Annotated in this window: 16 protein-coding genes and 1 pseudogene; 10 read left to right on the forward strand and 7 right to left on the reverse strand. The window is 67.5% G+C overall.

Annotated features, from left to right (window positions below; genetic code table 11):
* Nucleotides 1-30: 30 nt before the first annotated feature.
* Nucleotides 31-1,011: an AraC family transcriptional regulator gene (locus HEK131_RS21570; protein WP_244336621.1), complete on the reverse strand. Its 981-nt coding sequence runs from the start codon at nt 1,009-1,011 to the stop codon at nt 31-33.
* A gap of 322 nt (nt 1,012-1,333) precedes the next feature.
* Between HEK131_RS21570 and HEK131_RS21575 the strand changes: the two genes are divergently transcribed.
* Nucleotides 1,334-2,554, forward strand: coding sequence for a styrene monooxygenase/indole monooxygenase family protein (locus tag HEK131_RS21575; protein ID WP_244336622.1), 1,221 nt, complete (start codon nt 1,334-1,336; stop codon nt 2,552-2,554).
* A 71-nt stretch (nt 2,555-2,625) separates the two neighbouring features.
* Nucleotides 2,626-4,350 (forward strand): styrene monooxygenase/indole monooxygenase family protein, encoded by a 1,725-nt coding sequence (locus HEK131_RS21580; protein ID WP_244336624.1) that lies wholly within the window; start codon nt 2,626-2,628, stop codon nt 4,348-4,350.
* Nucleotides 4,351-4,732: 382 nt separating this feature from the next.
* Here the strand turns inward: HEK131_RS21580 and HEK131_RS21585 are convergent, their stop codons facing one another.
* Complete coding sequence (locus HEK131_RS21585) at nt 4,733-5,293, reverse strand: TetR/AcrR family transcriptional regulator (RefSeq protein ID WP_244336626.1); 561 nt, start codon at nt 5,291-5,293, stop codon at nt 4,733-4,735.
* A gap of 117 nt (nt 5,294-5,410) precedes the next feature.
* On the opposite strand from HEK131_RS21585, the gene HEK131_RS21590 reads away from it, so the two are divergent.
* The 8 genes and pseudogenes from HEK131_RS21590 to HEK131_RS21625 all read left to right on the forward strand — a co-directional run bounded on the left by HEK131_RS21590 (nt 5,411) and on the right by HEK131_RS21625 (nt 11,491).
* The gene (locus HEK131_RS21590; RefSeq protein ID WP_244336628.1) at nt 5,411-6,103 is read left to right on the forward strand and encodes an SDR family oxidoreductase; all 693 of its coding nucleotides are present in this window, start codon (nt 5,411-5,413) and stop codon (nt 6,101-6,103) included.
* Nucleotides 6,104-6,127: 24 nt separating this feature from the next.
* A complete protein-coding gene (locus tag HEK131_RS21595; protein WP_244336630.1) occupies nt 6,128-6,388 on the forward strand; it encodes a hypothetical protein in 261 nt (86 codons plus the stop codon).
* Entirely contained in the window at nt 6,385-6,687 is a 303-nt protein-coding gene (locus HEK131_RS21600) for a type I restriction enzyme endonuclease domain-containing protein (RefSeq protein WP_244452098.1), read from the forward strand. The genes HEK131_RS21595 and HEK131_RS21600 overlap by 4 nt, the downstream gene beginning before the upstream one ends.
* Nucleotides 6,688-7,213: 526 nt before the next feature.
* A complete protein-coding gene (locus HEK131_RS21605) occupies nt 7,214-7,366 on the forward strand; it encodes a hypothetical protein (protein ID WP_244336632.1) in 153 nt (50 codons plus the stop codon).
* Nucleotides 7,367-8,102: 736 nt separating this feature from the next.
* Nucleotides 8,103-9,191, forward strand: a complete 1,089-nt coding sequence (locus HEK131_RS21610) for a ComEC/Rec2 family competence protein (RefSeq protein WP_244336634.1) — start codon at nt 8,103-8,105, stop codon at nt 9,189-9,191.
* Nucleotide 9,192: 1 nt separating this feature from the next.
* Complete coding sequence (locus tag HEK131_RS21615) at nt 9,193-9,954, forward strand: hypothetical protein (protein ID WP_244336636.1); 762 nt, start codon at nt 9,193-9,195, stop codon at nt 9,952-9,954.
* A 306-nt stretch (nt 9,955-10,260) separates the two neighbouring features.
* The gene (locus tag HEK131_RS21620; RefSeq protein ID WP_244336637.1) at nt 10,261-10,584 is read left to right on the forward strand and encodes a hypothetical protein; all 324 of its coding nucleotides are present in this window, start codon (nt 10,261-10,263) and stop codon (nt 10,582-10,584) included.
* A 124-nt stretch (nt 10,585-10,708) separates the two neighbouring features.
* Nucleotides 10,709-11,491 (forward strand): annotated as a pseudogene (locus HEK131_RS21625) (IS5 family transposase).
* A 143-nt stretch (nt 11,492-11,634) separates the two neighbouring features.
* Here the strand turns inward: HEK131_RS21625 and HEK131_RS30350 are convergent.
* The 5 genes from HEK131_RS30350 to HEK131_RS21645 all read right to left on the reverse strand — a co-directional run bounded on the left by HEK131_RS30350 (nt 11,635) and on the right by HEK131_RS21645 (nt 19,865).
* A complete protein-coding gene (locus HEK131_RS30350) occupies nt 11,635-12,369 on the reverse strand; it encodes a 4'-phosphopantetheinyl transferase family protein (RefSeq protein WP_432215659.1) in 735 nt (244 codons plus the stop codon).
* Nucleotides 12,366-13,175: a carbon-nitrogen hydrolase family protein gene (locus tag HEK131_RS21630; protein ID WP_279614290.1), complete on the reverse strand. Its 810-nt coding sequence runs from the start codon at nt 13,173-13,175 to the stop codon at nt 12,366-12,368. Before HEK131_RS21630 ends, HEK131_RS30350 begins: the two co-directional genes overlap by 4 nt.
* 79 nt (nt 13,176-13,254) lie before the next feature.
* Nucleotides 13,255-13,575 carry an AzlD domain-containing protein gene (locus tag HEK131_RS21635; protein WP_244336641.1) on the reverse strand — a complete coding sequence of 107 codons (321 nt, stop codon included), beginning with the start codon at nt 13,573-13,575 and terminating at the stop codon, nt 13,255-13,257.
* On the reverse strand, nt 13,572-14,435 hold the full coding sequence (locus HEK131_RS21640) for an AzlC family ABC transporter permease (RefSeq protein WP_244336642.1): 864 nt from the start codon (nt 14,433-14,435) through the stop codon (nt 13,572-13,574). Before HEK131_RS21640 ends, HEK131_RS21635 begins: the two co-directional genes overlap by 4 nt.
* Before the next feature lie 123 nt (nt 14,436-14,558).
* On the reverse strand, nt 14,559-19,865 hold the full coding sequence (locus tag HEK131_RS21645; RefSeq protein ID WP_244336644.1) for a non-ribosomal peptide synthetase: 5,307 nt from the start codon (nt 19,863-19,865) through the stop codon (nt 14,559-14,561).
* Between the last annotated feature and the right edge of the window lie 10 nt (nt 19,866-19,875).

Genomic DNA, 19,875 nt, shown 5'->3' on the forward strand with positions numbered 1-19,875 from the left:
TCAGCCTGGCCCCAGCTACACGCATGCCCCCTACGACCGCAACGTCTTCGAAGGCGGCTCCCCGAACTGCCGGCGGTACGCGAGGGAGAAGCGGCCCGGGTGCAGGAAGCCCCAGCGGTACGCGACGGCGGTGACGGTCGTGGCACCCGGGTCGGAGGCCAGGAGTTCCTTGCGTACGCGGTCCAGGCGGACCTCGCGCAGGTACGCGAGCGGTGTCGTGTCGAGGTGTCGGCGGAAGCCTTCCTGAAGGGCCCGGACGCCGACGCCGACGCATTCCGCGATCTCGGCGACCGTGAGCGGCTCGGCGGCGTGGCCTTCGATGATCTCCATGGCACGGCGGACCGCGGGCGGTGCGACGCGCGGTTGCTCGCCGAGCAGCGCCGGCGTGTAGGTGTGGGGCTGGGCCATCAACAACTGGGTCATGAGCAGTGATTCAAGCTGTTTCGTCACGATGGGCTGGCTCGTCATGCCGCCGGACCCTTCCGCCTCCCGGCGCATGAGGTCGACGATGTTGAGCCAGGAGCGCGAGCCCGATGTGGTGAGGTCCATGCCGAGCGAGAAGGAGATCGGGCGGCGCACGGTGCGCCCGAGCAGACTTCCCAGGTGCGATTCCAGGGACGACCGGTCGAACCACACGATCAACTGCGGATTGCCCCCGCTCCAGCGCATGTCCAGCTTTCCGGCCGGAGAGGGGACGGAAGCGAGTTCGGGCGTGGAGATGATCTCCTCGCGGCCGCAGGTGATTTCGGCGTGACCGGCGAGCGGGATCTGGACGAGGAAGAAGCTCTCCAGGTCGCCCGGCGTGATCCGGACTTCCGTTCCGTAGTCGAGGTAGTACAGGCCCGTCCGGTCGAAGGGCGCGCCGTGCAGTCGGGCGTCGAGCGTCGCCGAGCGCTGCGTGATGCGCAGCTCATGCGGACAGAAGGCGCGGCCGACCTCTGCCCGCGCCTCCCAGATGTCGGCCGTATGGAACCGCTCATGGTTTGCGAGGGGGAGCTCTTCAGCGGACATGTGAACCTCCACCGCCGAGATGCGCGATCAGGACAGCAACCCGCGTGATCCGGATAGCAAAGATGATCTTTCCATACCAAGGTTGATGCCCGACCGCCTCGGAGAAAGAACCAGGGGATCAACGATGCAGGGAGTGCCGGGCCGTACCCCGTACGTCGCCACGCCCTTGCCCCTGCCGGCCCCGCCCCACCGAGTCGGCCGGACCCGCCCCTTCAGCAGGCCGGGTGACCCGGGCCCCATCCCCCGGTCCCACAGGTGACCCGACGGCACCGCACGGCACGGCTCGAAGCCGCACAACCCCTACCCCCGGAGGTCCCCCCTCATGCGCAAGATCACCATTGTCGGAGCCGGCCAGGCCGGCCTCCAGCTCGGTATCGGTCTGCTCGGCCACGGTTACGACGTCACGATCGTGTCCAACCGCACCGGAGACCAGATCCGCGAGGGCCGGGTCATGTCCAGCCAGGCCATGTTCGGCACCGCGCTGGCCCACGAGCGCGACCTCGGCCTCGACTTCTGGGGCGACGCCTGCCCGCCGATCGCCGGGCTCGGTGTGAACATCGCCGACGGCCAGGGCGGCCGGGCGCTCTCCTTCGGCGCCCGCCTCGACGCCACCGCCCGCTCGGTCGACCAGCGCGTCAAGATGCCGATCTGGATGGGCGAGTTCGCGCGCCGTGGCGGCCGTCTGGACATCCACGAGGCCGGCGTCGAGGACCTGGAGCGCTACGCCGCCGAATCCGACCTGGTGATCGTCGCGGCCGGCAAGGGCGAGATCGCCGGACTGTTCCAGCGGGACGACCGGCGTTCCCCGTACGACGCTCCGCAGCGCGCGCTGGCCCTGGCGTACGTCACCGGCATGGCGCCGCTGCCCGACCGCCCCGGCGTCAGCTTCAACGTCATCCCCGGTGTGGGCGAGTACTTCACCATGCCCAGCCTCACCACCAGCGGCCCCTGCGACATCATGTTCTTCGAGGGCATCCCGGGCGGCCCGCTCGACTGCTTCGACGGGCTCACCCCCGACCAGGTGCTGGCGAAGTTCCAGGAACTGCTGCGGGCGTACGTCCCGTGGGAGGCCGAGCGGTGCACCGACATCGCGCTCACCGACGCGGGCGGCACCCTCGCGGGCCGCTTCGCGCCGACCGTCCGGGGACCCGTCGCCACGCTGCCGTCCGGCGCGCAGGTGCTCGGCCTCGCCGACGTGGTCGTCCTCAACGACCCGATCACCGGCCAGGGTTCGAACAACGCCTCGAAGTGCGCGGCCTCCTACCTCGCCGCCATCCTGGACCACGGCGACCGCCCGTACGACGCCGCGTTCATGGAGCTGGCCTTCGGCCGTTTCTGGGACAACGCCCAGTACGCCACGACCTGGACCAACGCGATGCTCGGTGCCCCGCCGCAGCACGTTCTGGAGCTCTTCGGCGCGGCGAGCGTCAACTCCCGTATCGCCGCCCGCTTCGTGAACGGCTTCGACGACCCGCGGGACTTCTTCCACTGGTTCATGGACCCGGTCGCCGCGAAGAACTACCTGGCCGCGGTCAGCGCCTGAGCAGCCACCGGGGTCAGGCACAGACGCGACGCGTCAGCGAGACGTACGGAACGAGAGCGGGACGGCAGGACATGAGAAGGATCGCGGTGATCGGTGCCGGGCAGGCGGGTGCTCAACTCGCCCTGGGGCTCCAGGCGCACGGCTATGACGTCACCCTGGTCACCGACCGCGGCCCCGACGAGATACGTCGCGGCCCGGTCATGTCCAGCCAGTGCATGTTCGACACCGCGATGCGGAGCGAGCGCGAACTCGGCCTGCATCACTGGGAGGAGCGGGCCCCGGAGATCTCCGGCATCGCGTTCTCTCTCATCTCTCCGCACGGCACTCCGGACATCTCCTGGCGCGCGCCGCTGGAAGGGCCCGCCCACTCCGTGGACCAGCGGGTCAAGTGTGCAGCGTGGATTGAGCAGTTCGCGGCCGGTGGCCACGGCGAGGTCGTGCTGCACGAGGCGGGCGTCGAGGACCTCGAGTGGTACGCCCGTACGCACGATCTCGTCGTGGTCTCCACGGGCAAGGGCGAGCTGAGCCGGCTCTTCCCGCGCGACGCCGAGCTCTCCCCGTACGACCGGCCGCGCCGTGCGCTGGCCCTGACGTACGTCACGGGAACGGCACCACGGGAGGGGGAGGCCGCCGTCCACTACCGCATGGTCCCCGGCGTCGGCGAGTACTTCACCTTCCCTGCCCTCACCACCACCGGACCCTGCGAGATCATGGTCTTCGAAGGTGTCCCCGGCGGTCCCATGGACTGCTGGGACGACATCCGTACACCCGAAGGACACCTCACCCGCTCACTGGAAATCCTCCACCGGTTCTTCCCCGACGAGTACGACCGCTGCCGGCACGCCCGACTCACCGACGAGGGTGGCGTTCTGCGCGGCAGGCTCACGCCGACCGTCCGGCTCCCCGTCGCGCGTCTGGCCTCCGGCCGGCACGTCCTCGGCATGGCCGACGCCGTCGTCCTCAACGATCCCATCACCGGCCAGGGTTCGAACAACGCGGCCCAGGCCGCGACCCACTACCTCGCAAGCATCCTCCGCCACGGCACGGCCGAGTTCACACCGCAGTGGATGCAGCGCACCTTCGACAACTTCTGGCGCGGCTGGGCTCAATGGGACGTCGGCTGGACCAACTCCCTCCTCACGGACCTGAGTCCCCACCACCGCGACATCCTCACGGCGGCGGCCGAGATCCCCTCGGTCGCAGGCGCCCTCGCCGCCGGATTCGACGACCCGCGCACGCTCTACCGCTGGTGGTTCGAGGAGGCAGAGGCACACCGCTTCCTCGCCGAGAGACGCGTCCAGCACGCCGTCCGCTTCGACGGCCGCGAACTGCGCCGCGCGCTGGGCCAGTACGCCACCGGCGTGACCGTGGTGACGGCCCGCGCCCCCGACGGCCGCAACGTCGGCATGACCGCCAACTCCTTCACCTCCGTCTCCCTGGACCCGCCCCTCGTCCTGTGGTGCCCCGGCAAGAACAGCCCGAGCCTCCCGGACTTCACCGACGCCTCGCACTTCGCCGTCCACGTGCTGGCCGCCGACCAGCACCACCTCTCCCGCCAGTTCGCCACCCCGGCCGACGACAAGTTCCGCGGCACCCCCACCACTTCCGGAATCGCCGGCACTCCCCTCCTGGACGGCGCGGTCGCCCGCTTCCAGTGCCGCACCGTCCAACGCGTCGACGCCGGCGACCACATCATCTTCCTCGGCGAGGTCGAAGAGTACGAGGCCGACGGCGGCGCCCCTCTGGTGTTCCACTCGGGGTACTACCACGTGGCGACGAAGCATCCGGATCTGTGACCTTCTCGGCCGTGAACGGATGTCGACCGGGAGGGCGGGGAAACACGTGAGCACCCTCCAACTTGCCTCACAGACAGGGCGGTTGGGCTGACAATGCGGTAAACGCCCTGGTAGACAGCAGCACCGTCGCGCGATCGACTCCCGCTCCTGGGTGGACCTCCAACGCGCGTTGCACTCATCCACCTGACGCGAGGAGCACCGCCGAGCCGGCGCCACAACAGCAACTATCCGCGATGGTTACACCAGTTGCCGGCACGGACCTGGTGACAGAGCGGCACAGCCGCCTACCTACGTGAGGGCTTCAGAACGAGCGTCATGACGACCGGCTCGCCACTTCCCCGGGGACCGGACGGCTGCCACGACGCGGCCACCGCGCCCGTGATCAGCCTGCTTCGGTCAAGGCCGCGTGCGCGGCGGCGAGGATCTCCCCGGAGAGCGGGGAGCCCTTGGTGGCCCGGGACAGGAGCAGCGCACCGAACAGGGTGCAGAGGCGAACGATACCGTCCTGGTCGTCACCGCCGAGGAAGTCGGCGAAGTCGGCCACCCCCTGGGTGTAGACACGACGGGCCTCTCGACCCCCGCCTTCGCGTGCGATGTCCGTGGCGAGCGCGGCGACCGGGCAGCCGTCCGCCGGGTCGTCGCGGTGTTCGACGGAGAGGTAGGCGTCGATCAGCGCTCGCTGAGCGGCGTCGCGCCGCCCTTCGTACTGCGCGAGCCCGGCGGTGTTACCCCGGGCGAGCTCGTCGAAGGCGTGAGCGGTGGCCTCGTCGACGAGCGCTTCCTTGGAAGCGAACTGCTTGTAGAAGGCGCCGTGGGTCAGGCCGGCCGCCTTCATCAGGTCGGCGACGCTCACCTGAGTGCCCTGCTCCCGGAACAGCCGCGAGGCGGTGTCCACCACCCGCCTGCGGTTCTCCTCCGCCTGCGCCTGCGACACGCGGCCCATGATCACCCTCCCATTTGGATGTCGACTGGCATCTATCGTAGACCCGTGTTTAGATTGGTTACGTAATCTAAATTGTGCGGGTGACCCGACGGCACCCGCCGTGGACCAGGAGTGGGCATGGAACTGAAGAACGCGGTCGCGGTCGTCACCGGCGCCAACCGGGGCCTCGGGCGGCACCTGGCCGCCCAGCTCGTGGAGCGCGGCGCGAAGGTGTACGCGGCGGCCCGCCGCCCCGAGACCGTCGATGTGCCGGGCTCCGTCCCACTGCGCCTCGACGTGACGGACGAGGCATCGGTGCGGGAGGCCGCCCGCATCGCGTCGGATGCGACCCTACTGATCAACAACGCGGGCATCTCCACCGGCGCGACGCTGATCGGAGGCGACACCGATGAGGTGCGTCGGGAGATGGAGACCAACTTCTACGGCCCGCTCGCCGCGACCCGCGCCTTCACCCCTGTCATCGAGGGCAACGGCGGCGGCGCCGTACTCAACGTCCTGTCCGCCCTGTCCTGGTTCCACCCGGCCGCCCTCGGCTCCTACGCCGCGTCCAAGGCCGCCGCCTGGGCGCTGAGTGACGCGACTCGCGAAGAGCTGGCACCCCGGGGCATCGCCGTCTCGGCGCTGCACGTCGGCTACATGGACACCGACATGGCCGCCGGCGTGCCCGCCGACCAGAAGGTCGCCGCCGCCGACGTCGCGGCTCAGGCCCTGTACGGCATCGAGACGGGCCTGCCCGAGATTCTCGCCGACGACACAAGCCGGTACGTCAAGCAGAGCCTGGCCGCGGCACCCCAGCCGAACGCGGGCTGACGCTCACCCCTCCACGACGACCTGGTGAGCGCCGGTAAGATCCACCACGCCGCACTGTCCAACTTCCCGGCCTGGCGCGTCTCGCGCGCGGTAACCCTCGCGGACCTGAAGAACTGGGCCCCGATCGTGGGCGTCCAGCACGAGCGCGCTGGACGAGCTGCGCAACGAGTACGACATCCTCAGCGGCATCCTGCGCGCGGCTTCAACTGGCGTGCACGTCTTGAGCAGCCGACCGCGAAGGCGTTCGTCAACGCCGCCGGCGGGGCCGCCGAGTACTTCCGCTGAACCGGCGCGAGCTCGCCTTCTACGACGCCGTGGCCGAGCACGACACGGCTCAGGAACTCATGGGTGACGAGATCCTGGCGAGCATCGCCCGCGATCTCGTCGCGGAGGTCCAGAAGAAGCTCAAGCCGGACTGGATCGCCCGCGAGCCGGTCCGTGCCGGTCTCCGCAGCGCCATCAAGCGCCTGCTGGCCCGCCACGGCTACCCGCCGGACCGCCGCGCGGAGGCGGTGAAGCTGGTCCTGAAGCAGATGGAGCACTTCGCCGACGAGTGGGCGACCACCGGTATGCCGGACATCTGAGGCCGCACGGCCTGACGGCAGCTTTCTGTATCGGGCGTACCAACCCGCCCTCGTCTGCACCGACCGTCCTTCAACAACGACGCGGCGTTCCGCGCACCGGACAAGCGTCACACGAAGCCCGCGATCTGCCCCGCACACTACTGACACCCCATCAGAACGAGCGTCATGCGAGCGTCAGTAGCCTGAGGAACGCGCGGACTCAGCTTGCGCCGCTGTCGCTGAGGCCGCCTGAATCCCCGGGTCAGGCGGCCTTCGCAGCCAATCGCCATCGTTCATCCGTTGGACGGGCGAAAACAGATCGAGTAGCCGACGACTACGACAAAGTCGCAGGTCACGCGTCCTTCTTCACCGGCTCCAGAATCGCCACGCACTCCACGTGGTGCGTCATCGGAAACATCTCGACCTGGACGCAGTCGATAAAACAGCAGGTCAGAGCAACTTTCAGGCACCGAACGAGCGTCAGCGGGCGCCCGGAGCGTCAAATGAGCGTCACAGTCGCACGTCGGTTCGGCACGGGCAATCTGGCGTGGCATGGCTTCCCGCAACACCCACACCGTCATCGAAGTTCATCGACGCCCTTCAGAAGCGGCTGCACGAGGCCCTGACCCGCTTCGGCACTGCGCTGGAACTGGGCACCACGAACGGGGTAGACATCGTCAAGAAGCACGGCCAGCCGTAGATCAAGGTCTCCACTGGGCAAGCGGGAGGAGCCGGAGAACCTCGTCGCACTGAGGGCGGAGATCAAGCGCCGGTGGGGCAGCATCAACCTGATCAACATCCTCAAGGAGGCCGAGTTCGCCACCGGCTTCACCCTCGAGTTCACCTCGGTCGCCACCGGGGAGGCCGCGCTGCGGCGTCGACTGCCGCTGGTTCTGTTCGCGCTCGGCATGAACATGGACATCAAGGGGGTCGCGGTCACCGGCAAGCACAGTGAGAGCGAGGTCGTTCTGCGCCCGGTACGGCACCTATTCGGCAACCCGACCAACCTGCGTGCGGCCGGGTTCGGTCGGTCAACGCCACCTTCGCCGCCCGCGATGCGGCAAGGCGAGCCGAGTCCGCCCTGGGCGACAAGGCGTAAGACTCATGCGCTGTGCGCCGTGAACTTCCGCGCCGCCCGATCCTGCCGGCGATCTCCCGCAGGGACCCCCGGGAAAACGAGGACGCCAGGGCTCCGGTCGACGCGTCGGGTCAAGCGATCCCGCTCTACCGCTTCGGCTGCAGTCAGCCCGCAAGCCTTTCAGGACCCGAAGGGCTGCCCGAGCACTTCTCGTACCGCAGGAAGCATGAGGCGCAATCCATCGGCGAAATGCGACAAAGCACGCAAACTCGCCTCAGGTTGCTCACCCATCACGTTGTCACACCTGGATGGCAGACTTCCCCCAGGAACACAACGACGTGTGACAGGTGGGTCCCCTATGGGCTACGAGATCGATTTCCTCCCCGTCGGGGATGAGTCGAGCGGTGGCGATGCCATCGCTCTTCGATATGGCAACCTTTACGGTCCGCGCGAGGACCAGACCGTGGTGGTGATCGACGGCGGCTACCTTGACGACGGGGAAGCCCTCGTCCAGCACATCCGCGACTACTACAAGACCGGTGTCGTTGATCTTGTCGTTTCAACGCACCCGGACCGTGATCACATCAACGGGCTGCGGGTCGTCTTGGAGCAATTGACCGTCAAGAAGCTCCTCATGCACTTGCCTTGGAGTCATTCAGCGAACATGGCACGGGCCAAGATGCTCCTGTCCTACGACGCTCGATCGCTGCGCACGGAGCTGAGGGACTCGCTTCAGGGGGCGACCGACCTTGAAGAAATCGCCAAGGCGCAGGGCGTACCTATCGAGGAACCGTTCCGCGATTGGACAAGCGAAGACGGTGTACTCCGCATACTCGGTCCCACCGAGGACTACTACCGGGAGCTGTTGGCAGAGATCGTTGAGGCAAACGCTGCCCTGGAATCCAAGTCGAGCTTGGAAGCAACCCTTCGAAAAATGCTCGCTGGAACGGTCTACGAAGATCTTGACATCGAGACGCTGGTCGAGAACGCAGAGACAACCGCCAAGAACAACACCAGCGCGATCTGCCTCCTGAAAGTCGATGGGCGGAAGCTGCTGTTCACGGGAGATGCAGGTGTTCCCGCGCTCGGTCACGCCCTCGGTGTTCTGGAAGCGGACGGCTTCCAACCGGGTGATCTGAGTTTCATTCAAGTACCTCACCACGGCAGCCGACGCAACGTCAGTCCGTCGATTCTCAATCGACTGCTGGGATTCAAGGGAAAGTCCACCAGCGTGGGGACGGCCTTCGCGTCCGTCCCCAAGAAGAACCCGGAGCACAAGCACCCCGCGAAGAAAACGACGAACGCCTTCCTCCGGCGAGGCTACCCCGTGCATCTGACGCAAGGAGTGTCGAAGTGCTCCCGTCACAACGCACCAGAGCGCTTGGGGTACAGCACATCCACTCCTGAGCCGCTTCACACGTCCGTGGAAGACCTAGGGGACTCGTAACGTGCTGTGGCTCGATGACTACGAACGCCGGGCCCGTCTTGCACCCGGGCTCCTCGCGCTCATGGCAATCAACGTAGTTTTGGCAGTCCTTGGACTCAACAAAGCGCCGGTAGTTGTGTCCGTCGTTACGGCGCTCTCATTGGCCGGCGGCCCCGTCGCCCTAGCCGAAATAGTGCGCCACCAAGGACGCAAAGCCCAGGAGATGCTCTGGGTGTCCTGGGGTGGATCGCCCACCATCCAGAAGCTCCGCCTCCGACAAGGGGGACAGAATACTCTGCAACGTGAGATCTGGCGGAAGGCCGTGTCGTCTGTGACAGGTATCGCCCTCCCCAACCTCCGTAGCGAGAATGGAAACCCGGCGAAGGCTGACGAAGCCATCGAGGTTGCTGTCGGTCAGCTACGCAACCTCACACGGAACGCCGAGAACTTCCCTCTCGTACGTGCCGAGAACCGAAGCTACGGCTTCCAACGGAATGTCTACGGCATCCGGTGGATCGCACGAACCATCGCGATCAGCGTGGGACTCGGCGTTATGGCATACATGCTGTGGCTCGCCAAAATCGATCACCAACCTGCCGTCACCACAGTGAACATCCTCGCCCTGGTCGCCACTGCGGGGTGCCTCGTGATGTGGTGGCTTCTCCCCTCATCCGCACGACTGCAAGGAGCAGCCGAACGGTACGCGTATGAGCTGCTCCAAGCTGCGGTTGTCCTCGACGGCGAAAAGAGCGCCATATCCGTAACAGAACAACAGCCGTCGTAGACGGCCGTTTACTGATCGTTTCAGAATGACTCCGCCCGAGGGCAGCGACCCTGTTGGCACTTGTGCAGGTGAGTTGGCATCTTGGCCATGGCCTTGTGCATGTGGCTTGCTCCGGACTGGTCGGAATGTAGGGGTGGATGGATGGGCGTGGATGCGGGGCGGGAGTGCTGGGAGCTGCGATCGGGAGCCGGTGTGGGTCCGTTGCAGTTCGGGATGTCTCCAGCCGAGGTCGCCCAGGCACTCTTGGTTCCTGGACCCCAGGAACGGGTTGGCGGTCCGTTTGCGCAGGAGGACTTCCCGGATGGGGTGAAAGCGTTCTACGACGCGGGCAAGCTCGCCTGTGTTGCGCTGGATGCGGTCGCCGGTCCGCAAGTCTTCCTGTCTGGCTTCCCGCTGGCGGGAAGCGGTCCGGAGCAGGGCCGGCAGTTCCTGCTGGACCACGCTGCGGAGCATGGGAACTGTCTGCTCTACACGCCTGATGACTCGCTTTCCCTGACTGATCTGGGGGTTCTTCTGCGCTCGCAGCAGGTCGGGGCAGCGCGCCTGACGCGTCCGCTCTTCGTGAAGGAGGAGTGGTTGGATTCGCAGTACTTCCGGGACCACCTTCCGCTGGAGGGCGCCTCAGGCTGAGCGCTCGATCTGGCGAACGACGCCAGATCCTGCGCTCACATCACGATGAGATGCCGCGGGTCTTGTACTCGATGATCTCGGTCGGCAAGGTGTCCGGGTTCGTGCTGATCTTGTTCCGGACGACCTGTGGAAGCGGGTGGCCCCGTTGCTGCCACCCGCTCCCGAACGGCGCCACCGGCATCCCGGGCGGTTGCGTGTTCCTGACCGAACAGCACTCGCCGGCGTCCTGTTCGTGCTGCGGACCGGTGTCGCCTGGCGGGACGTCCCAGCGGAGACTGTGGGCTGTTCCGGCGTGACGGCCTGACGCCGACTGCGGGACTGGACCGAGACCGGCGTCTGGCCACGCCTGCACGCCGCCCTGCTGACCGAGCTTCGCCGCGCCGACCTGCTGGACCTGGACGACTGCTCCGTGGACGGATCGCATGTCCGGGCCCTCAAAGGGGGGGACCACGTCGGCCCCTCACCCGTCGACCGCGCCCGCCCCGGCTCCAAGCAGCACCTGATCGTCGACCGCCACGGAACCCCACTCGCCGTGACGCTCACGGGCGGCAACCGACACGACGTCACCCAGCTCCTGCCCCTGCTCGACGCGGTCCCGCCGATTCGGGGAGCTCGGGGACGACCTCGCCGCAAACCCCGGCGCCTGTACGCCGACCGGGGTTACGACTTCGACAAGTATCGCCGCCTGCTGTGGAAACGTGGCATCAAGCCCATGATCGCCCGACGGGGCGTAGCCCACGGCTCCGGACTGGGCAAGGTCCGCTGGGTGGTCGAGCGCGCATTTGCCTGGTTGCACCAGTTCAAACGGCTCCGCACCCGCTACGAACGTCGCGCCGACCTCCACCATGGGTTGCTCGACCTGGCCTGCAGCCTCATATGCCTCCGCCGCCTGCGGACCTCATTCTGAAACGATCAGTTAGGGTTGCGGACCAGGCGGTGGCGCTGCCGACCACTCAGAACAAGCGTCAGCACAGTGGCCTCACCGTACCCCTGAATGGGCGCGGTTCCGGCCTCGGCCGGAACCGCGCCCATGTCGACGCGACAATCGCTTCAGGCCAACGTCGAAACGCATAGAGCCGCCGCGTATCCGGACGGCACTGTTACGGGTGTCAGTTGAGCTCCTGTATCGCTTATCCCACTCGTACTCCCAGGCCGCCCTGTTCCCACACAATCCAGGCGGGTGTCTCGCAGGAGTCCGGTGCCCAGCATCTTCAGATATGCCTCTTTGCGAGTCCAAATTTCAGTGAACGCTTGAGGCCGTCCCGACTCGGGAAGCGCATCCAGCTCCTGGCACTCGGTGGGATGCAATGTGTTCCCAGCCTCTTCTACTACTCCGCTCGACGCGGTCTGCTCGATGTCGACTCCCACCGGTACGACGGCGAAGGCCACCAGGATCAGGCGCCCGCTGTGCGAGAGGGAGAAATGCGTTTGTCCACACCGCACCACCGGCCGGCCGTGCGGTGCTCCGCACCCGTGACAGGCTTCCCTCTCCATCGGCAGAGCGCCCGGATGGCGTTCCAGCAGACGCCCCAGCAGGATGCGCAGAGCAACATGAGCCGTGACATACACCTCGCGGTCAGAGCGGCGACGGAGGGAGCCGGCCCGGGCTCGTTCGTCGGTACTCAGCAGCTGTGGCGCGTGCCGGGCGGCGGCCTCGGAGCTCTGATCCGTGTCAACAAGCCAGACAACCGTGCGTCCTGCGACGGGTCTTCGCGGAACGGGCACTCGGCTCAACTCTGTCGGCACGGAGAACGGAACGGCCGAAAGGCCACCCGTCTCCGTCATACGACACACATACTCGGCGCCGGGGGCGCCGCCACAGCGGGGGCGAGGTCCCGGAGCATGGTCAGGCCACGACGGGTCTCGGCCAAGGCCGCATCGTCGAGGTCTACCACGACGAGCTCCGCTTCCTGGGTACCGGCTTGCGCCAAGGCACGGCCGTCCGGTCCGTAGACGGCGCTGCGGCCGCAGAAGTCCCACGGACCCTGCGATCCAGCGAAGTTGGAGAACAGCACGTAGAAGGTGTTCTCCAGGGCGCGGGCGGGGAAATACACCGACCGGCGGTGATCGGAGTCGCCCCGGACAAAGGCACCGCCGCACAGATAGGCATCGGCGCCGGAGCGCGCCGCAGCCCTGGCGTGCTCCGGGAAGCTGGCGTCATAGCAAATGCCCATGGCCAGCCGCCAACCGTCCACGGTGAGCATGCGGCACTCAGTGCCCGGCACGAACAGGCGTCGCTCATGCTCCTCGAGCCGGCTCTTGCGGTAGTCGGCCAGGATCTCACCGTTCCCGCCGACAGCGATCGCAGAGATCGCCGACTTCGTACCTGCTGGGGTCGGCGCCCCGACGATGGCGGTCACTCCAGTGGCCCGGCACGCCTCGCGAACCACGGTCAGCTCTGGGCCGTCCAGGGTCAGGGCTCCCGCGGGCAGGTGGGACGTAAGCCATCCGGGCTCGTATCCGGTGAGGGAGAGCTCAGGGAACTGGACTATCCGGACCCCGGCATCCGACGCGCGGGTGATGGCCGCTGCTGCCTCGGTCGCGTTGTGCATGGTGTCACCCGGGCGGGCGACGGTCTGTGCAACCGCCACTCGAAGCGGAGGACGCGAGGACGTTCCGGTGTTGATCAATTCGACTCCATGGTGATCGTTGTCGTTGCGGAGGAGGCGGTCAGCCAAGCAACCAGCGGCTCAGGTAGAAGGCGGTAATGCCGATCGCAGTCACCAGCAGGAACTTCTTCGAGAAGAGACCCGCGACGAAGGTCACGCCGCCACCGATGAGATAGGGATTCGACATGCTCAGGTGAATGGCATGCCCACCGGGCATCAACATCTCCGGGACCACCAGCGCGGCCAGCACCGCCGGCGGCGTGTAGCCCAGCAGAGACTTGGCCAGCGGGGGCATCTCACGGTCGGCGAGTAGGACCAGGGGCAGGTAACGCGGCAGGAAACTGCACAGGCCCATGCCCAGGATCAACAGTGCCATCGTCATGCCAAACTCTCCTCGTTCGTCTTGGTCGTGCTCGCCGCCTTGTCCCCGCTCAGCGATCCGCCGACTTGCTCTGCCTCGTCCTCGTCGGGCGAGGGCTCCACGAGCTCCTTGGTGGCAGAGCTCTCCAAGTTCCAGCGCCTCTCGAGGTACTCGCAGGCGGTGCCCACCGCGGCTCCGATGACGGTGGCAAGCACCACGCCAAGGTTGTAGGGCAGACCATGGCCGAGCAGGACTGTCAGACCGGCGCTCACGACGGCCGCGCCCACGCGCCAGTTGGTCAGTGAACCGGCCAGCATGGCCACGAACATGGCAGTCATCGGGAAGTCCAGACCGAGATTCGCCAGGTCCGGTACGGCACTGCCCAGCGCCATGCCCAACAGGGTGCACAGCATCCAGGTGACATACATGATCCCGGACGCACCGAGGAAGAACAGGTGCTTGCGATCCCCGAGCTCGCCCTTCTTAAGTCGCTCGACGGCGACGAAGAAGACGGCGTCGATCAGACCGAAGCCGAGCAGCACCCGCCAGCGCTGCGGGACCTCCCGCACGTGCGGGACCAGAATGGTCGAGTAGATCAGCATTCTGAGCCCGAGGATCAGGGTTGTCAGCAGGATGGCCAGCGCGCCGGAGTGGCCCGCGATCATGGCGAATCCGATGAACTGGGCGGTGCCCGAGTTGACGGCCATCGCCAGCCCCAGCGTGGCCCAGCCGGACAGCCCGTTGGCGGGCCCCAGGATGCCTCCGGCCAGGCCCATGGGGATGGCCGACGCGAGAAACGGCAGCATGCTCATCGCCCCGGCGCGCAAGGGGGATTCGGGGCCGGGGCGCACCGCTTCTCGCCGGGCCTGTGGATTACTCATGTGACATCGCACCTCGTTCGTGCCTTGGGTGAAAGCCGACGGGAAGCCGCCGACGGGAGCCGGCGGCAAGCCGCCAAGGAAGCCGGCGGGCCGGGCGCGTGGCGCCCGGGCCCGCCGGGCGGTTCATCCGCGTCCGCAGGCCGCCTGCCAGCGGTCCAGGACCAGGTCGGCGACGGCGGGAGCCGCGGTACGGCAGAAGTAATGGCCGCCAACACCGAGTTCGACCAGCTGAGGCTGATCGGCGAAGAGTGACCAGGCGGTGTAGCGCTCGGCGTGCCTGGGGGTGAGCGGGTCGTCCATGGCGAACACGGTGGTCAGCGGCGCGGATAGCCGTGCCTTCGGGCCGTCTTCATCGGCCGCGAGCAGGTAGCCGTTAGCGGAGCCAGCGTCGTGGCGGAACACGCGGGCCACGAACGCGGCGTGCTCGGGCCGCAGACTCTCGAAACCGGCGAAACCGGTCTCCTCGACGAGCCAGCGCACGATGTCCTCGTCGGCCATCGCCGCCGCCTGCTCGATCCCCCGCCGCGTGGTCGCCGCATCGTGCAGAAGCTTGCCGCCGACAAAGACTTCCGTCGGGGTGCTGCCCTCGGCTTCCAGCAGCCGCGCCGTCTCCACCGCGAGAGCGGATCCAACGCAGTGGCCCCAGAGCATCACGGGCCGGTCACCCGCCTTGCTGCGGATCTCCTCGACCACGCGCCGGGCAGTGTCCTCCAGCGACGAGAACGCTTCGTCCGGACGGGTAGCGTCGTGTCCGGGCAGCTCTACGCCGTACACGGCCACCGCGCCACCGGCGGCGTCCAGAGCCTGTGCCAGCGGCTCGAAGTTGATCGCGTTGCCACCCGCGTACGGGAAGCAGACCAGCGTGCATTCGGCATCGCTGGCCTCGGCGGACAGCGACAACAGCAGTTCCTGCGTGCCCTGTTCCGGCTCGTCCGCCGCCGCGAGATTGGCGCGGGCGGCCTCGCCGAGGGCCGACAGAGTGGAGTTACGCATCAGGTCGGTGAGAGAGACCAGTCCATCAAGTTCCATGACCACCCGCATCGCGGCGAGCGAGGCGCCACCGAGCAGGAAGAAGTTGTCATCGAGGGAGATCTCCTCCAGCGGCGTGTCCAGCACCGTGGCCCACACCCGCGCGATGCGCCGGTCGACTTCGTCGCAGGGCCGCCGGTCAGCCGGCCGCTCCAGCGCCAGGGCGCTCCCGGCCGCCTCGTCCAGGCCGGCACGGAAGGTGTACCGCTCTCGCTCCTCACCCAGCAGATGCAGACCGTCACGGTCCCGGCGCCCGTACCATCCCGTCTCAACCGACTCGTCCCGGCCGTCGGCGACCAGCACGACCCGGCCGGTGGTGGCGAAGGGCACCACGAGACCGTGCTCGTCGACCACGCGGGCCCGGGCAGCGAAGCTGCGCTGTGGGAGAAGGGTCGCCAGCTCTGCGGGAAGGACGTCGGCCCGCTCTGCCCGCTCCAGTTCGGCCAGCTCGTCCCCGGCCAGCAGGTTCGCCAGGTGGTGCGAGGCGCTCGGGCTGGCTGTCATCTGCTCGAACGCAGCGGCGTAGTAAGAACCCATCCGGGCGATCTGCCACGGCTCGAAGAGATGAGCGTGGTAGTGCAGGCTCAGGCGGACCTCGTCGGTGACGAAGTGCCGGGAGAACTCGGCCCGCAGCACGAACTCCGTCTCGGAGTTGGCCCGCACGTCAAGCAGGGAGAAGCCTTCCTGCGCTTCCAGCTGCTTGAGCAGGTAGAAGTGCGTGAAGTTGAAGGCGGTCTCGAAGAGCTCCTTCTGCGTGCCGATGTCCCTCTTCATCTGAGCCATGGGATACCGGCGAGCGGGCAGCAGGTCGGTCTCGGAGCGGTAGACCTGCCGGATCAGCTCCTCCCAGGTGCCTGCGGCGGCGTCCACCCGGAAGGGAACAGTGTTGAGGAAAAGCCCGATGGCACGGGTGGCGTCCTCCGCCTCGGGACGGCCACTGTGCTCGTAACCGACCATCACGTCGGGTTCGCCCGAGACGAGTGCGAGCACCTTTGCGTGCGCGGCCATCAGCACGTTCTTCACCGGCACGGACAGCTGATTGGCGAGCGCCACTATGCGGTCGGAGAGACCTCGGGCGAACTCGACCTCGTGGAACATCACGGGGAAGACGTCCGCCTCGGCCTCATGCCGGGTCCGCGGCAGCGCCGTGAAGGTACTGTCCTCCAGCAAGTCCGCCCAAAAAGCGCGATGCTCGTCGTCGGCAAGCGAGCCGCGCTCCAGTGCCACGTAGGTGCGCGCGTGGTTGACCACGGTGGCGTCCGGCAGTTCCCGGCCATCGCGCAGCCGGTGGAACAGGTCGAACAGCGTGGTGTGCACCAGGGTGATGCTCCAGCCGTCGAGCGCGGAGTTGTGCTGGCTCAGGCTGTAGCGGAACAGGTCGTCCGAGAGCACATGCACGTGCAGCCGGACCAGACCCGGCTCAGTCCAGACGAACTGGTACGCCTTCTCCCTTGCGGCCCAATCGCGGTACCACTCCTCCTGTTCGGTCTCGCTCATCCCACGCAGGTCGGCGATGTAAAGCGGCAGCGGGGCGTCCTCATGCACCAGCTGGAGGTACTCGCTGTAGCCGGTCAGGTGGTAACTGGTCCGGAAGATCGGGTTACGGCGGACCAGGACGCGCACTGCTTCCTCGAAGCACGCGGCGTCGAAGGAGCTCTGGATCATGTAGCTGAGGATGTCGTGGTACTCGGCAGTGCCATGCGACAACTCGCTCTGGAAGACAAGGCCGGCCTGCAGTTGCGTCATCGGGTACGCGTCCTCAACGCCGCCCGGGATCAGCACCCTGTCCTCTGGCCGCAGCAGCTCGAACGGGCGCAGCGCGGTCTGCTGCTCACCCCGCCCGGGCTCCGCAAGACTGCGCGCCAGCTGCGCCACCGTGGGGTTCTGGAAGAACTGCTGGAACGTGAAGTCCAGTCCCGCCGCACGAGCTTTGGCCAGCACGGTGACGAAGTGGATCGAGTTGCCGCCGAGCGCGAAGAAGTTGTCATTCACGCCTATGCGCTCGTGGCCGAGCACCTCGCCCCAGATGCGGGCCAGTTCAGTCTCCTCGGGCGTGCCGGGGGCCACGTAAGCAGCGGCATCGGGCTCCGCCGGACTGGGCTCGGGCAGAGCGCGCCGGTCGAGCTTGCCGTTCGGGGAGAGCGGGAAGGCGTCCAGGATCACGAGGCGCGCCGGAACCATGTAGTCAGGCAGCGTCAGGCCGAGATGGCGCTTGAGCTCCCCTTCCGTGAGCAGGGCCGCCGACTGGACGTAGCCGCACAGGTGGGTCTGGCCGTCCTCTGCCTTACGGGCGAGCACGACGGCGTCCTTGACCTGCGGGTGGCGGAGCAGCGACGCCTCGATCTCACCGAGCTCGATGCGGTATCCGCGAACCTTGACCTGGTGGTCTATACGGCCCAGGTAGTCGATGCTGCCGTCAGGTAGCCACCGGGCCAGGTCGCCGGTGCGGTAGACCCGCTCCTCACCGGCGGCGGTGGCGGCGACGAACCGTTCGGAGGTCAGGTCCGGCCGACCCAGGTAGCCGCGGGCCAGACCGACGCCGGCGATGCACAGTTCGCCAGGAACGCCGACCGGCTGAGGCCGCAGCGCGGAGTCGAGAACGAGAATGCGGGTGTTGTCGATAGGCCGGCCGATCGGGACCCGGCCCGTGTCGTCAAGGCCGCACGCGTGGTGGGTCACGTCGACGGTGGCCTCGGTAGGGCCGTACAGGTTGATCAGACGCGGGGCCGGACCTGCGGTGGCTGCGGCGATGTCACTGAAGCGCCGGACGTGGTTCGGCGTGAGCGCCTCACCACTGGCGAACACCTGGCGTAGCGACACAAGAGCTGCCTGCACGCCCGCTCCTGAAACAAAGTCAAGGAAGGCGCCCAACATGGAGGGCACGAAGTGCATGGTGGTCACGCCATGCTTCTCGATGGCACCAACCAGAGCCTCTGGATCCCGCTCTGCGCCGGGGTCGGGCAGGCAGACCGCAGCCCCTTCGAACATCCACCAGAACAGTTCCCAGACGGACACGTCGAAGGAGGTGGGCGTCTTCTGCATGATGACGTCAGCGGACGTGATCGGGTAGGCACGCTGCATCCAGTTGATGCGGTTGACCACTGACCGATGCTCGATCTGGACGCCCTTGGGGTTGCCGGTCGAGCCAGACGTGTAGATGACGTACGCCATGTCCCGCGCGTCGCCGATGATCTCCAGCGGCGTGCAGTCCTCGGCGTAAGAGGACTCGTCGGTCAGGTCGAGGACATCGAGTCCCTCGTGGACCAGGCCGCCGTGGCGCGGCGTGGTGAGAACGAGGCGAGCGGCACTGTCGTCCAGAACGTAGCGAATGCGTTCGACCGGGTAGCCGGGGTCCACCGGCAGATAGGCACCGCCAGCCTTGAGCACAGCGTAGACGGCAACGAGCATCTGCGGCGAGCGGTCGGCCAGCACCGCGACAAGGTCGTCACGGCCCACACCTCGGGCGCGCAGAACCCTTGCCAACTGGTTCGCTCGGGAGTCGACTTCGGCGTAGGTAAGCCGGAGATCGCCTCCCACGAGGGCGATGGCATCCGGGGTCAGCTGCACCTGGCGGGCGAAGAGTTCGTCGAGACGGACTGTGTCCTCGAACGCGGCGTCGGTATCGTTGGCCTGCTCGATCACGGCCCGGTCGGCGTCCGCACGCAGGTCAAGCGCGGCCAGCGCGCTGTCCGGGGAGGCGATGGCGCCGGCCAGCAGCGCCGCACAATGCGCGAGCAGCCGCTCGGCGGTGTCGGCGCCGTGCTGCTCGACCCGGTGACGCAGTTCCAGGCTCAGCTCTTCGCCGTCGCGGATGAAGGCAAACACCACGGGAAACCGCGTCCGGGTGGCCGGGGTCTCGTGCGGCTCGCGTGCGACATCGACCAAGACATCCGCGAAGGGGTGCGTCGCGTAGCCGGCGGCGCCGAACTCCTCGGCAAGGATCTCGACGGGGAAGTCCTGATACTCCAGCGCTGCGACCAGCCGGGGCTTGGCGTCGGCGAGCACCGTGCGGAACGTGGACCCAGGCGTGAACGGCAGACGCAGCACCAGCCCGTCGGCGAGCGCGGGGGTCGACTCGTCCGCAGGTACGGGGGGAACAGCGACAACGGCCTCCTCACCGCCTGTGTAGCGCTGGAGCAAGCCAGCGACGGCGGCGACGAGCACTGTGTGCAGCGCCATCGCCTGTCCACGAGTCAGCTTGTCGAGTCCGGCGGTCAGGTCGGCGCCGAGAGGCACCACGGTCGCCGTGTGTGGGGCCGTCCCGGCGGCCCGGCCCGGGGTATCAGACGGGAAGCCGGTGCGCTCGGGCAGAGCGGCGAGTGCCGCGCGCCAGAACGCGCCCTCGCGGGGACGCTGCGCCGCGGCAACCTTGAGCCGACCGAGAGTTTCGAGGGATTGCACGATACCTTCC

The organism is Streptomyces seoulensis (genome assembly GCF_022846655.1).
GTDB lineage: Bacteria > Actinomycetota > Actinomycetes > Streptomycetales > Streptomycetaceae > Streptomyces.